The sequence below is a fragment of the Streptomyces sp. A0958 genome (assembly GCF_004795035.1).
GTDB lineage: Bacteria > Actinomycetota > Actinomycetes > Streptomycetales > Streptomycetaceae > Streptomyces.
Map to the genome: position 1 here is coordinate 1 of NZ_SSBK01000049.1, position 14,643 is coordinate 14,643.

The window sequence follows — 14,643 nt, forward strand, 5'->3', positions numbered from 1 at the left end:
GCGGGCCCTTCGGCGCCGGGGTGGGCGCGGCCCGCCTCGTCGACGCGGCGGCCCCGGTCGGCGACCAGCGTCGGCGGCCTGCGGCGGCGGGGCAGCGGCCGGACGCCCTCGGGGCGCAGCGGCCGGACGCCGTCGGAGTCCGCGAGGTGGTCGGCGGCCTGCTGGTGCTGTTCGCGGTCGCCGTCGCGGCGCAGTTCGCGGGCACGGAAGATGCCGCCGCGCTCGCTCTCGGTGTCCTCCAGGTCGCAGACGCCGTCGAGTACCGGATCGAGTCCGGTTCCGGCGACCGCTTCGAGGACCGGGTCGCGGGTGAAGTCCAGCGGCTCCTCGGGGCCTTCGAGCTCGACGGGTCCGTCCAGCAGGGCCGGGTCGACCAGGCCGGTGGGGACCGGGGAGAGGCCGCCGGGCCGGGCCGGTACGGGTTCGCCGCCGGCCTCCTGGAGCGGCGTGTCGCCGTCCGGCCCGCCGGCGGCGATGGCCTTCTCGGACCTGCGGTCCAGGCGGAAGCCCGTGCCGTGCGATTCGGGGGCGTCCGTGAGGAGCGCGGCGGGGATGAACACCACCGCGGTGGTGCCCCCGTACGGGGATGTCTGGAGGGAGACCCTGACGTTCTGGCGCTGGGCGAGCCGGCTGACCACGAAGAGGCCGAGGCGGTCGGTGTCGGAGAGTTCGAACTCGGGGGTCTCGGCGAGCCGGAGATTGGCGTCCAGGAGGACGTCGGGGGACATGCCGAGCCCGCGGTCGTGGATTTCGAGGGTGAAGCCGTTGGCGACCCGTTCGCCGTGCACCTGGACCGCGGTGTGCGGGGGTGAGAACACCGTGGCGTTCTCCAGGAGTTCGGCGATCAGGTGGGTCAGGTCGGCGACGGCGGGGCCGCCCACGCCGATGCGGGGCAGCCGGCGGACCTCGATGCGTTCGTAGTCCTCGACCTCTGCGACGGCGGCCCGCACCACGTCCATCAGCTGGATGGGCTTGCGCCACTGCCGGGACGGCGCCGCCCCGGAGAGGATCACCAGGCCCTCGGCGTGGCGGCGCATGCGGGTGGTGAGGTGGTCGAGGCGGAAGAGGTCGGCGAGTTCGTCGGTGTTCTCCGTGCGCCGCTCCATCGCGTCCAGGAGCGTCAGCTGGCGGTGCAGCAGGACCTGGTTGCGGCGGGCGAGGTTGACGAAGACCTCGGAGACGCCCCGGCGCATGTCGGCCTGTTTGACGGCGGCTTCGACGGCGGCGCGTTGCAGGGTGTTGAGGGCCTGGCCGACCTGGCCGATCTCGTCGCGCTCGTACTGGAGGTGCGGGGACTCGGTCTCCACGTCGACGTGTTCGCCCGCGGCGAGCCGGCGCATCACGCTCGGCAGCCGTACCCCGGAGACCTCGTGGGCGTCCTTGCGCAGGCGGGAGAGGTCGCGGACGAGTTCGCGGCCGATGCGCACGGAGACGAAGACGGAGACGAGCAGGGCCAGGAAGCCGAGGACGCCGGCGATGCCCGCCTTGATCAGGACCCCGTAGCCGGCGGGTTTGCCGCGGTCCTGGAAGCGGTTGTTCATCTCGGTCGAGTCGTTGGCCAGCCGGTCCAGGGCGGGCGGGGCGACTTCCTGCCAGCGGGCGGCGTCGACGGTGCGCGGGCTGGTGGTGGGGCCCTGGCTGATGATCTTGTCCTCGGCGGAGCGCAGCGGTTCGCTGTCCGGGCCCTGCCAGAACTGCTGGACGCGTCGGCGCTCGGAGGCGGGGAGCATGTCGAGGTTGATCTCGTTCAGCAGTCCGCGCTGGGCGACGAGGTCGGATATCTGCCGGAGTTCGGGGGCGGTGAGGCGGCCCGCCAGAAGGCCCGAGGCGACCAGGGCGTCTTCCCTGGAGAGCATTTCGCGGGCGCGGGAAAGTCCGGTCAGCGCGCGGACCTGCCGGTCCATGGAAACGTTTTCCATGGTGTGCAGGCCGGTCAGGAAGCGATAGCAGGGGTCGATGAGGCGGTTGTAGTAGGCCATTGCCTTGAGGCGGCCGATGGTGCGTTTGTCGACGGAGTCGCGCAGGGCGTCCAGTCCATCGACGGCGCCGAGTATCGAGCTGAGCTGGGTCTCGGCGCCCGGGCCGAGCGCGTCACGGATGTCCTTCTGCTTCGCGCTCCGGCTGACCTCGGCCACGACCCGGTCGGTGGCGGCGCGCCGGCTGCGCAGCACCGGCAGCGCGTTGGAGGCGCGCGGGTCCGCGAGGAAGACGAGGGTCTGGCGGCGCTCGCTCTGGATGACCCGGACGGTGTCCTCCAGGGGGTGGCCCACCTTCTCCACGACGGTGCTCGCGCTCAGCAGTTTCCCGGCCTCGCGCCCCGTGAGGTAAGTGGCGAAACCCCACAGCGCGGTGAGGGAGACGAGCGGCACGAGAAGCAAGGCCACGATCTTCCTGCGGATGGACTTTCCGCGAAAGCGCATGGCCTCCCCCAGCTCGCCCCCGCGGGGCGGGGATGGTGTTTCGTCAACAAACGGCGTGAGCCTACTACCGACAGACAGACAACTCGAAGGCATGTCCGGACGATTTTCGGCCGCCTTACCGGGAGTTGACCATGACTTGTCCCGGTATTCCTGGAGATGAAATTCACGAAAGTGGCAGAAGAGGCCCCGGCGACCGGCACGTTCCTTCCCGTCCCGGTTGGCTGGAATTCTTCGCTTCGTGACGACTGGGAGGAATCTTCACCGTAGGCCACTCGTCTGTCTGTACGGGGGTAGGGGGGGCTGCGGGGGCACGCTCGGCAGGACGGGACGGACCGTCCGCGTAGAAAGGGTGTATGCCGGGCAGCAACCCTGAAGTCGGACAGCGGTGGGAGTTGAAGGGCCTTGGACACACAGGAGCGTGATGACGCGGTGGAACCGGCGGAGTCCGGGGCCACGGAAGGCATGAGCGAGCACGAGTACGCGGCCGTTCCGCGCCGGCCGCTCTGGGTCGAGGAGCCCGCGCTGCGGCGGCGGATGCCGGACCCGGTGCGCACGGCCGCGGTGCGGGCGGTGCTCATCATGTCGTTGACGATGATTCTGGCGATGGTGGCGTTCCTGACCGCGCTGGCCGGGTCCTGGCTGTCCTTCCCGATGGTGCTCAGCGGGGTGGCTGGCACGGTGGTCGCGACCTGGTCGGTGCTGGACGTCTGGGTCACCCGCCAGGTGTGGAACCAGCGCAACGGCGTGGTCTCGGAGCCCAGCAGCTCCGCCCGGCAGCTGCGTCGCGAGCGGCGCAGGGCGAGGCGGGCGGCCCGGGCCGCGCGGCGGGACGCCTCCCGGATACGCCACCAGGGCGCCGACCGCCGCCTGTCCCGGGCCTGACCGGGCCCCGCCGCCTCTGGTTCTACGGAGCCGTGCGGGTCTCCCCGGCGGGTTGGGCCTCGGCGGCCGGTGCCTCGGGTGTCCGCGGGGCCGGAGCGCTGCGCTTGAACATGCGCGTGGCGGTGATTTCGCCGTGCACGGTCTCGGTGCCCGGGTCCTGCTGCGGCAGCCCGGGGCGCAGGTGCTCCTCGACGCTGATGTACTTCAGGCCCGCCCGCAGGTCCGCGTCATTGCGCAACCTGATCACCAGCGGGAATTCCGCGAGGGCCGTCGTGTCGAACAGGCCCGTGGTGTACAGCAGTTGTACGCCGAGCGCGTCGGACACGGCGCGCTGGAGCTCCAGCAGATAGGTGGCGTTGGCCCGGCCGATCGGATTGTCCAGGAAGAGCGTGCCCGCGTGGCGGTGCTGGGCGCGGTCGCGTCCCCGGTCGTTGCTGCGCAGGGCGGCCATCGTGCAGTAGAGGGCGATGGCCGCGGTGAGCAGCTGGCCGCCGGAGAAGACGTCGCCCATCTGTCCGACCGGTACGCGCTCGGCCCGCAGGACCGCGTCCGGCTTCAGGATCTCCACGGCGATGCCCCTGGGTTCCAGGGCCGCCTGCACACCGCGCAGGAGCAGCGACATCCCGTCCCGGCGCAGGTCGGAGTTCTTCCTGAGGGCCGCCCTGGTGGCCTCGTCGATGACGTCACCGAGCCGTTCGGTGAGCGTGGCCTGGTCGGGTTCCTCGAAGCGGATGCGGAGGAATTCCTGCCCGGACCACTCCCCCAGGCCCTCGGGGAGCCGGGAGAGCCGCTGGGCGGAGCGGAGCGTGGTGAGCGCGGATTCCACGAGGCCGCGCAGCCGGTCGACGATGGAGTCGCGGTTGCGTTCCAGCTGGGCCAGTTCGTCGGTGAGGACGCGCAGCCGGGGCGCGAAGGCGGTGGCCCACTTCTCCGCGTGCTCGGGGAGCGCGGCGGCGGGCAGCTCGCGGATCTGCTGGCGGGCGGGCGTGCGGACCTGTTCGTAGCGGGTGGAGTTGGCGTGCCGTACGAGGATGTCGCTCGCCTCCCGTACGGCCGCTTCGGCGGCGGACAGGTCGGCGGCGCAGCCGCGCAGGGAGCGGCGGGCCTCGGCGGCGGACTGCCGGGCCTCCTCCAGGCTGCCGGGGTACGGCTCGGGGCTCTCCGGGTCGTCCTCGGCGCCGTGGTCCCTCAGCAGGTCGCGCAGCAGTGCCGCGGTCTCCTCGAAGCCCCCCGCGGCGTCCTCGGCGGCGCGGTGGGCGTGGAGGAGTTCGGCGTGGGCGGCCCGGGCGGTGTCCAGGGCGGCGGTCGCGGAGGCCAGCTCGGTGGTGGCGGTACGCAGGAGGGCCTGGGCCTGTTCGGCGTCGGCGGGGACCTGCTCGTCGGGCAGTTCGGTGTGCAGGCTCTCGCCGTCCGCGGGCGCCAGGCGTTCGGCCTCGCCGCGCAGCCGGCCCAGTTGCTCGCTGGCCGCCGACGCACGGGTCTCCAGGAGCTGGACGAGGGATTCGGCGCGGGCTGCGGCCGCCTGCCGGGACGGGCCGTCGGCGCCGTCGGTCCCCTCCAGGAGCTGGGCGGCCCGGGTGCGGACCTTGTTGGTGAGCCGGTCCAGCTCGGCGAGCGCGGCGCTCTCGTCGCTCTCGGCGCGGGCCTGTTCGGCGCGCAGGTCGGCGCCGACGCCGACCTTCTCGTAGAGCTGGGACGCGGCTCGGTAGGCCTCGCGCAGGGCGGGCAGGGCCTGGCGCGGGGCGTCCTCGCCGAGGTCCGGGAGGTGTTCGGGGGCGCCGGCGATCTCGGCCCGTTCGGCGCGCAGGGCGCGGGCGGTGCGGCGGGCGTCGTCGGCGGCGCGCTGGGCGGCCCGGCGGTCCTCGTCTGCGGCCCGGGCGCGCTCCAGGAAGACGGTGGCGCGGGCCTCGGACTCCGCCGCCTCGTCGGTCAGTTCGCGCAGCTTGGCCTGCCAGCCCGCCCGTTCGCGGAGTCTGAAGGCGAGTCCGGCGAGCGCGTCGGCCGCCCGGCGGGCGCGCTGGGCGGTCTCCTGGCGCTCCTCGCGGACCCGGGCGGTGTCGGCGGCGGCCTCGTCGGCCTCGGCCCGGACCGTACGGGCCTCGGCGAGGGCGGCCTCGGCCGTCTCGGCGGCCGTACGGGCGGCGCGGGCGGCTTCGGCGAGCTCGGTGAGCATGCCGGGCGGACAGTCGGCGCGCCAGGAGCCGATGCGGGCGGCGAGCGCGCGGTCGGCGCCCAGGCGGGCGGCGAGCACGCGGATGTCCTCGTCGCGGGCGGCGGCCCGGCTCCGCAGGGCGTGGCGCTCCTCGTCGGCGGCGTGCTCGTCGTGCATGGCCGGGTTCGGCGGTACGAGGAAGACCCCGTCGGTGCCGGCGGACGGGCCGGTGCCGGGGTCCGGCACGGGGGCGAGCAGGGCGGCGGCGGTGCCGACGGCGACGGCGGAGCGCGGCAGCAGGGCGGCGGCGCCGAGGACGTCACGGGCGCGGGCGTGCGCGTCGGCGTCGGTGATGACGACGCCGTCGACGAGCTCGGGCCGGGCGGCGAGGACGGCCGCGTGGTCGGCGGGGTCGACGGCCTGGGCGAGGTAGCGCCAGCCGGGCAGGGCGGGGATGCCCTGTTCGCCGAGGTATTCCACGGTGGCGAGGACGTCGGGGCCCGGGGGCAGGAGTCCGCCGTCGCCGAGCGCGCCCAGGATGCGGGAGTCGTCGGCCGCCGCGGTGCGCAGTTCGAACAGGCGTCGTTCGGCGGCGGCGACGCTCTGGTCGAGCAGGTCGCGCAGCTCGTCGGCGCTGCGGTCGAACTCGTCGGCGGTGAGGGCCTGTTCGGCGTTCCGGGGGTGGGCCGCGGTGGCGGTGTTCGCGCCGTGCGGGACCGGTTCGGCGCCGTCCGGGGCGGCCGGTCCGGAGCCGGGCCCCTCGTCGTGGCGGTGCGGGTCGTCGGCGGTCCGCTCGGTGCCGGGGGCGGCGGCCTGCCGGGGGCGGGGCACCCCGCCGGTCCGGTCGGCGGCGGGCAGCCCGAGGAGTTCGGCGAGGCGGGGCTCGGCGGCGATCGATTCGGCGGCCCTCAGCTCGGCCTCGTAGGCCTGTTCGGCGGCGCGGGCGCCGTCGGCGGCGCGCGCCGCGGCCAGTTCGGCGCGGCTCTCGTCGGCGGTGGCCTGCCTGGCCCGGTCCGCAGCGGCGCCGGCGGCCTCTCGGGCGGTGTCCCAGGCGGCCACGGCGGACTGTTCGGCGTCGTTGGCGGCGAGGGCGGCCCTGGCGGGGTCTGCGTGGGGTGCGGTGTCGTCCAGCCAGCCGGCCCGGACGGCTTCGGCGGTCTCCTGCTCCACCTCCGCCAGGCGCTGGCGCAGGTGGCCGGCCTCGCTGCGGGCGCGCTGGGCCTCGGTTGCGGCGGTGGTGGCGTCCCGGTGGGCGGCCTCGCCCGCGCTCTGCAGGGCGTCGGAGCGCTCCTCCTCCTCGTTGGCCCGGCTCTCGCCCGCTTCGGCGGCGGTGTGCAGGGCCCGTACGAGGTCGGCTGCCGCGCTCGCACGGGCGGCGAGGGCGGGGGCGGCGTCGCGCTCGGCCTCCCGGATCGCCACGGCGACGCGGGCGGAGCGGTCGGCGGCGGCGCGGTGGCGCAGGACGGCCTCGGCGGCCTGCCAGGCGGAGTGCAGGGTGCGGGCGTCGCCCAGCTCACGGCGCTGGGCGGCGGCGCTCTTCTCGGCGGCGGTCAGGGCCAGCGACGCGTGCCGGTAGGCGAGTTCGGCGGCGATCAGGGCGCGGCGGCCGCGGGTCTCCTCGGCGCCGGTGACGGTGTGGGCGGCGCCGGTGACCTGCTGGGCGAGCTCGGCCGCCCGGCCGCGCTCCTCGCCGGCGCGGGCTGAGAGCCTGCGGGCCAGGGTGCGGGTGCGGCGCTCGGCGCCCGCGTGGATGTCGCGGGTGCGGGCGCGGGTTCCGGCGGCCTCGACGATGCGGCCGAGCAGGTCGACGGAGCCGGCGGTGAAGTCGCGTTCCGCGGTGAGTTCGGCGCGGCGGCCCAGTTTGTTGCCGAAGCCGCTGACGAGGTCGGCGAGGCCGTCCGTGTCCCGGGTGTCGGTGACGGCGCGCAGCAGCAGGTCGGTGAAGTCGGAGTCCTTCTTCACCGCGAAGAGGCCGGCCGCCTCGCCCTCGTCGGCGTTCATCTCGCGCTGGTAGCGGAAGAGTTCGGGGTCGAGGCCGAGTTCGCCGAGGTGTTCGTTCCAGCGGTCGTGGATCTCCTCCCAGTGCACGTCGAGGTGCTGGTAGAACTTGCCGGCCTCGGTGAGCGCGTCCCGGAAGCCCTTCATGGTGCGCCGCCTGCCACGGGCGCCCGAGACGCCTTCGGCGGTGCGGCCGACCGCGGTGGACTCGGCGACGGGCAGCGAGTCGAGGCCGAGTCCGGGGCCGGGCCGGAAGGAATACCAGGCCTCGGCGAACTTCCGGGGGTCGTTGGAGACCTGGCGTCCGCGCCACTCGCTGACCTTGCCGACGACCACGCACTCGCCGGTCAGGGTGTGCTGCCACTCCAGCGCGACATGGCCGCAGTCGTCGGCGAGCAGGAACTTGCGCAGGACGCCGGAGCTGGCGCCGCCGAGGGTGTTGCGGTGGCCCGGCAGCATCACCGAGAAGATCAGCTTCAGCAGGACGGACTTGCCTCCGCCGTTCTCCAGGAAGAGCACACCGGCCGGGGCGGGCCGGCGCGGCGGGCCGACCGGCTCCTCCTCGAAGAACTCCGCCTGCGCCGGCGCGGGGTGGGGCACGGGCTCGCCGACCCCGCGCAGGTCGAGCACGGTGTCGGCGTAGCGCGCGCCGGCAGGCCCGATGGAGTAGAGGCGGACCCGGGACAGCTCGTACATGGCGGCGGACTCTCGTCGTTCAGGGAGCGGGGGGAGGGCGTCGGGGCGGCAGGGCCCGGCGGTGGTCAGCCGTGGAACGGCAGGCCCGCGTCGGCCGCCAGTTCCAGGTCGTCGGGGTCCGGGGGCGGCAGCAGGGTGGCGCTGCCGTCGGTGACGGGGACGACGCCCAGTTCCAGGAGTTCGGCCATGGCGGCGCTGCCGGCCATGTCGCGGACCTGGAGCTGGTAGCGGGCGGTGGTGCGGTAGGTGCCTCCGGCGTCGTCGCCGGTGCGCTGGAGGAAGCCGGAGTCGGTGAGGAAGGCGACGGCCTTGCCGATGATGCCGGTGGTGGAACCGGCGAGCCGGCGGGCGTCCTTGGTCGCGCCGGTGGCGCTGCGCCGGGCGTAGACGCGCCAGCCGGCCTCCAGGCCCGGGGCCTCGCTGGCCGGGTCGGTGTTGTCGCCCTGCTCCTCGGCGCGCTCCTCCAGGCGGTTGCACGCCTGGCGGACGAAGGCGTCGACGCCGTTGACCGTGATCCGGCCGATGTACGCGTCGTCCGCGAGGTCTTCGGGGCGCGGGAAGGCCATCGCGGCGACGGCGAGGTGGGCGAGCCCGTGCAGGAAGCGGTCGGCGGAGTCCGAGGAGGCGCGGCGGGCGTAGTCGCCCATGCGGACGGCGAAGACCGAGTCCTCACCCGCCGTGACGGCCATGCCCGCCCGGGGGGAGACCTCCAGGACGATGAGGCCGAGACCGGTGGCCACGGCGTCGGCGAGCCGCGCGAAGGCCGTGTCCTCCCGGTAGCGGCGCAGCAGTTCGGCGTACTCGGCGTCGCGGGCGGGCAGCAGCTTGGGCTGGAGGCCGAACGCGACGAGCCGGGCGGCGTCGGCCGCGTCCGCCGGGGTGACGGCGGCCGGCGCGGGCGCGGCCCGGTCGGGCTCGTAGGCGGAAGCGGGCCGGTCGGCGGCGGGCTCGCTCCACGCGTCGGTGTGCTCTGCGCGGTGGTCGCTCACGACACTCGCTCCTTGCTGCGGAAGGTCATGCGAAAAGTGCTGAGGGAAGTACTGCGGGAAGTCCTGCGGGAGGAAGCGCTGAGGGAAGTCCTGCGGGAGGAAGTGCTGAGGGGAGTCCCGCGAAAGGGCCCGCGGAGGGTTCTGCTGGTGGGCCCGGGGAGAGGCGGGCGGGACGTCATGGCGCCTCCGAGCGGTCCGCCGCCATGCCGGCCGCGTCGAGCAGGGCGGTGCCCACGATCAGGTCGGCGCCGCCGAACTCGTCGTCGTCCAGCGGGGTGCCGTCGTCCACGGAGAACAGCAGGCGGCGCTCGCCCTGGCGGTAGGCGGTGCCGACCGGGGGGCTCGCGGCGTGCACCGCGAGCAGGGCGACCAGGTAGGGCAGGTCCGGGTCGCGCCGCCGTGCGTCGGCCAGGAGCCCGGACAGGCGGCGCGGCGCGTCGTGCTCCAGGTCGAGCAGTTCCATCGCGGCGGCCAACTGCTCCTCGCTGAACCGGCTGTCGTCCGGGGTGGCGATCAGGTCCGGCTCGGGCATTTCGGCGCCGAGGTGTTCGCGGGCCGGCGGCGGGCTCAGGAGCAGGTCGACCAGGTCGCCGACCCGGACTGAGACGGGGGTGCGCAGGCCCGTGCCGTGGGCGAAGAAGGCGTCGGTGGCGCGGGTCGCCTGCTCGACGGGGAGCGGCAGCAGCGGGGCCAGGAGCTGCCCGTACAGGTCGAGGCCGGTGCGGGCGGCGGGCGCGGCGAAGGCCTGCCGGTCCTGTTCGGCGCGGAAGAGGGGGCCGGCCTCCAGCAGCCGGGACTGGAGCTGGGTGTGGCGGCGGATGCAGTCCTTGACGATGTCGACGAGCTCGGCGGCGCGGCGCTTGTGCTCGGGGTCCTCGGCCTCGTCGCGGGCCTTGCGGATGTTGGTGAGGATCGCGTTCTCGTGGCGGTAGCGGTCGGCTACGTGGTCGAGCGCCTCGGCGATCATGTCGGGCACGGCGTTGAGCCAGTCGACCGCGCGGACGTTGCGCCGGGTGGCGTCGAGCGTCTTGCGGAGGGTCTCCGCGTACTGCACGGTCCGGTAGCGGGCCTGCTCGGCGGCGAGCTGGGCATCGGCCAGCCTGCCGCGGCTGATCAGGACCTCCAGCTTCACCTCGGCGGCGATCTGGGCGCTGGTGACATCCGTGTCGAGGGCGCCGACCAGGACGTTGACCGCTTCGTCGGTGGCCCTGAGGTAGACGCTGCCGCCGTGCCCGGGGACCTCCTCGATGAGCTTGAAGTCGTAGTCGCGGCGGACGTAGACGCCGTCGGGCCCGAACGTGCCGTAGACGGCTCGGAATCCGCGGTCCACGCTGCCGACGTTGATCAGGTTCTCCAGCACCCAGCGGGCGACCCGTTCGTGCTCGGCGGCCGGGCGGCCGGGGGCCTGGGCGGCGACGCGCGGGAGGAGTCTGGTCACTATCTGGTCGTGGTCGGCGCCGGTGTCGAAGTCCATGTTCAGCGTGACGTGGTCGATCGCCGCGAGGGCGACCTCGGCCATGGCGTAGCCGCTGTACTCGCCGGCGAGGTTCGCCTTGCGCACGTCCAGGTCGTGCAGCGGCGCCGTGCAGGCGAGCGCGCGCAGCCGCCGCGAGAGCCCCTCGTCGGCGGCCGGGCCCGGTGCGGGCCGCGGCCCCGCGCTGAGCTGGGGCGCAGCGTTGTCCGTGTAGGCAGGCGAAGTCACGCTGCACAGATTAGGCCCTCGCACTGACAACGGTCGAAACGGCGCAGAAGGGCCCGCCCGCCCCGGAGCCGGTCACGCCCAGCCGCCCACCTGTCCCGGAGTTTGGTCACGCCCCGCCGTACGGCCGCGCCGGAGCCGGCTCCCCGTATCCCCCACCGCCGGGGGTGCGCAGGACTAGCACGTCCCCGGCGGCGATGTCCGCGCTGTCGCAGCCCTCCAGCGGGGTGCGGCTGCCGTCGGGGTGCTCGATGTGCTGGCTGCCCAGTGCGCCGGGGTCGCCGCCCGCCATGCCGTACGGGGGCACGCGCCGGTGTCCGGTGAGCAGGGCCACCGTGACCGGTTCGAGGAAGCGGATGCGGCGCTCCACCCCGCAGCCGCCGCGGTGGCGGCCCGCTCCCCCGCTGCCCTCCCGTACCCCGAAGCTCTCCAGCAGGACCGGGTAGCGCCACTCCAGGGTCTCGGGGTCGGTGAGGCGGGAGTTGGTCATGTGGGTCTGTACGGCGTCGGTTCCGTCGAAGTCCTCGCCCGCGCCCGATCCACTGGCCACCGTCTCGTAGTACTGCACCCGGTCGTTGCCGAAGGTGAGGTTGTTCATGGTGCCGGAGCCCTCGGCCTGGACGCCGAGGGCGGCGTAGAGCGCGCCGGTGACGGCCTGCGAGGTCTCGACGTTGCCGGCGACCGTGGCGGCGGGCGGGGCCGGCGCCAGCATGGAGCCCTCGGGAACCCTGATCTCCAGCGGGGTGAGGCAGCCGCTGTTGAGCGGGATGTCGTCGGTGACCAGGGTGCGGAAGACGTAGAGGACGGCGGCCATGACGACCGACTTCGGGGCGTTGAAGTTGCCCGGCTGCTGCGGGGATGTGCCGGTGAAGTCGATCACCGCGCTGCGTGCCTCCCGGTCGACCGTGAGCGTCACCTCGATCACGGCGCCGTTGTCGGTCTCGTACCGGTAGCCGCCGTCGTGCAGCCCGGCGATGATGCGGCGCACCGACTCCTCGGCGTTGTCCTGGACATGGCCCATGTAGGCGTCCACCGCCTCGGGCCCGAACTGGTCGACCATGGCGCGCAGTTCGGCGATGCCCTTCTCGTTGGCGGCGATCTGGGCGCGCAGGTCGGCGAGGTTGGTGTCAGGGTCGCGGGAGGGGTGGGTGGCGGTGGTGAGGAGTTCCCGGGTGGCGTCCTCGCGGAAGGTGCCGTCCCGCACGAGGAGCCAGTTGTCGAAGAGGACGCCCTCCTCCTCGACGGTGCGGCTGAAGGCGGGCATGGAGCCGGGGGTGATGCCGCCGATCTCGGCGTGATGGCCGCGCGAGGCCACCAGGAACTTCAGGACCGGGGTGCCCCCGCTCTCGTCGAACACCGGCGTCACGACGGTCACATCGGGCAGATGGGTGCCGCCGTGGTACGGGTCGTTGATGGCGTACACATCACCGGGGCGCATGGTTCCGGCGTTGCGGTGGAGCACTTCCTTGATGGACTCGCCCATGGAACCGAGGTGCACCGGGATGTGCGGGGCGTTGGCGATCAGGTTGCCGTGCGCGTCGAACAGTGCGCAGGAGAAGTCGAGCCGTTCCTTGATGTTGACGGAGCGGGCCGTGTTCTCCAGGCGTACGCCCATCTGCTCGGCGATCGACATGAAGAGGTTGTTGAAGACCTCCAGCATCACCGGGTCGACGCGGGTGCCGACGGCCTGGCGGGCGGGGCGCGGGCGGGCACGGGTGAGGACCAGGTGCCCGGTGGCGGCGAGTTCGGCCTGCCAGCCCGGGTCCACGACGGTGGTGGCGTCGGCCTCCGCGACGACCGCGGGTCCGGTGACGGTGTCGGTGGCCCTGAGGTCGGCCCTGCGGTGGAGCGGGGCCTCCTGCCACTGGCCGTCCGCGAACATCCGCGCGGTGTCGTGGGGATGGGGTGTGGTGGGGGCGCCCTTCTCCCGCTCGGCCGGCCGGATCTCGGCGTGCTCGCCGGCCGTTCCGGTGGCCTCGACGGAGACCGTCTCCACGACCAGTTGCCGGTCCGCCGTGAAGCCGTAGCGGGTCCGGTGCTCGCGGGTGAACGCCTCGGTCATGGCGGCCACCGTGTCCAGGGCGACGGGCAGGCTCGCGTCGGTGCCCTCGTACCGCAGCAGCACCCGGGCCCGGGTGCTGATCGCGTGGTCGGGGACGCCGTCGGCGCGCAGGTCGGCCCGGGTGCGGGCGGCGAGTTCGTCGCAGAGTTCCCGTACCCGGGTCAGGGCCCCGGCGTCCAGGACGGCCTCGAAGGACTGCTCGCGCATGGCGGTGGCGTCGGCGAGTCCGATGCCGTAGGCGGACAGCACACCGGCCAGCGGGGGTACGAGGACCGTGTCGATGCCGAGCGCGTCGGCGACGGCGCAGACGTGCTGCCCGCCGGCTCCGCCGAAGCCGGTGAGGGCGTAGCGGGTGATGTCGTGTCCGCGCTGCACGGAGATCTTCTTGACCGCGCCCGCCATGGAGAGGACGGCGATCTCCAGGAAGCCGGCGGCGGTCTCGGCGGCCGTCCGCTTGGTGCCGGTGGCGCGGGCCACCTCCTCGGCCAGCGCCTCGAAGCGTTCGCGCACGATGTCCGCGTCGAGGGGCTGGTCGCCGTCCGGCCCGAAGACGGCGGGGAAGTGCGCGGGCCGGATGCGGCCCAGCATCACCTGGGCGTCGGTGACGGTCAGCGGCCCGCCCCTGCGGTAGCAGGCGGGGCCCGGCACCGCCCCCGCCGAGTCGGGGCCGACCCGGTAGCGCCGGCCGTCGAAGTGCAGGACCGAGCCGCCGCCGGCCGCGACGGTGTGGATGTTCATCATGGGGACGCGCATCCGCGCACCCGCCACCTCGGTGCCCAGATCGCGTTCGAACTCGCCCGCGTAGTGCGAGACGTCGGTGGAGGTGCCGCCCATGTCGAAGCCGATGACCCGGTCGTGGCCGGCCTGTACGGAGGTGCGGACCATGCCGACGACCCCGCCGGCGGGCCCGGAGAGCACCGAGTCCTTGCCCCGGAAGTGCGCGGCCTCGCGCAGGCCGCCGTTGGACTGCATGAACATCAGCCGGATGCCGGGCAGTTCGGCCGCGACCGAGTCGACGTACCGGCGCAGGATCGGTGAGAGATAGGCGTCCACGACGGTGGTGTCGCCGCGCGGGACGAGCTTGATCAGCGGGCTGACCTCGTGGGAGCAGCTGATCTGGGTGAATCCGGCCGCCCTGGCCTCGGCGGCGACCGCCTGCTCGTGGGCCGGGTGGCGGTAGCCGTGCATCAGGACGACGGCCGCGCTGCTCAGCCCGTCCTCCCGGGCGGCGCGCAACCGCCCGGCCACGGCCTCCCGGTCCAGCGGGGTGACGGTCTGGCCGTGGGCGTCGATGCGCTCGGGGACCTCGATGACCCGGTCGTACACGGCTTCCGGGAGCAGGATGCGGCGGTCGAAGAGGCGGGGGCGGTTCTGGTACGCGATGCGCAGGGCGTCCCGGAACCCTTCGGTGATGACCAGGACGGTCGGCTCGCCGCGCCGCTCCAGCAGGGCGTTGGTGGCGACGGTGGTGCCCATCTTCACGGCGGCGACCCGGTCGGCGGGGACCACCTCGTCCGGTCCGAGCCCCAGCATGAGCCGGATTCCGGCCACGGCGGCGTCCCGGTAGCGGTCCGGGTCGTGCGAGAGGAGCTTGCGGGTGACGAGTTGCCCGTCGGGGCGGCGGCCCACCACATCGGTGAACGTGCCGCCACGGTCGATCCAGAACTCCCAGCGCCCGGTCATGCCCCCATACTGGCCCGCCGCCGGGTGATCACGGAACAGGGCGCGGCGCCGGGGCCGAGGGA

The 14,643-nt window shown here is 74.1% G+C and carries 6 protein-coding genes; 1 reads left to right on the forward strand and 5 read right to left on the reverse strand.

Annotated features, from left to right (window positions below; translation table 11 throughout):
* Positions 1-2,420 (reverse strand): nitrate- and nitrite sensing domain-containing protein (locus tag E6P78_RS29900; protein ID WP_168712738.1); only part of this gene is annotated, 2,420 nt, incomplete at its 3' end.
* 462 nt (positions 2,421-2,882) lie between these two features.
* Between E6P78_RS29900 and E6P78_RS29905 the strand changes: the two genes are divergently transcribed.
* A complete protein-coding gene (locus E6P78_RS29905) occupies positions 2,883-3,302 on the forward strand; it encodes a hypothetical protein (protein ID WP_206307956.1) in 420 nt (139 codons plus the stop codon).
* A gap of 22 nt (positions 3,303-3,324) precedes the next feature.
* On the opposite strand, the gene E6P78_RS29910 is transcribed toward E6P78_RS29905, so the two are convergent.
* From E6P78_RS29910 to E6P78_RS29925, 4 genes are all read right to left on the reverse strand, one after another.
* Positions 3,325-8,148: a hypothetical protein gene (locus tag E6P78_RS29910; RefSeq protein WP_136206761.1), complete on the reverse strand. Its 4,824-nt coding sequence runs from the start codon at positions 8,146-8,148 to the stop codon at positions 3,325-3,327.
* A 65-nt stretch (positions 8,149-8,213) separates the two neighbouring features.
* Positions 8,214-9,137: a hypothetical protein gene (locus E6P78_RS29915; protein WP_136206762.1), complete on the reverse strand. Its 924-nt coding sequence runs from the start codon at positions 9,135-9,137 to the stop codon at positions 8,214-8,216.
* A 175-nt stretch (positions 9,138-9,312) separates the two neighbouring features.
* A complete protein-coding gene (locus E6P78_RS29920; RefSeq protein ID WP_136206763.1) occupies positions 9,313-10,839 on the reverse strand; it encodes a hypothetical protein in 1,527 nt (508 codons plus the stop codon).
* A 106-nt stretch (positions 10,840-10,945) separates the two neighbouring features.
* Entirely contained in the window at positions 10,946-14,581 is a 3,636-nt protein-coding gene (locus tag E6P78_RS29925; RefSeq protein ID WP_136206764.1) for a hydantoinase B/oxoprolinase family protein, read from the reverse strand.
* Between the last annotated feature and the right edge of the window lie 62 nt (positions 14,582-14,643).

What these genes read in the sequence shown, in the direction of transcription:
- E6P78_RS29905 (WP_206307956.1), top strand. Translation starts at nt 2,883, where the DNA reads ATGAGCGAGCACGAGTACGCGGCCGTTCCGCGCCGGCCGCTCTGGGTC.
- E6P78_RS29910 (WP_136206761.1), bottom strand. Translation starts at nt 8,148, where the DNA reads ATGTACGAGCTGTCCCGGGTCCGCCTCTACTCCATCGGGCCTGCCGGC.
- E6P78_RS29925 (WP_136206764.1), bottom strand. Translation starts at nt 14,581, where the DNA reads ATGACCGGGCGCTGGGAGTTCTGGATCGACCGTGGCGGCACGTTCACC.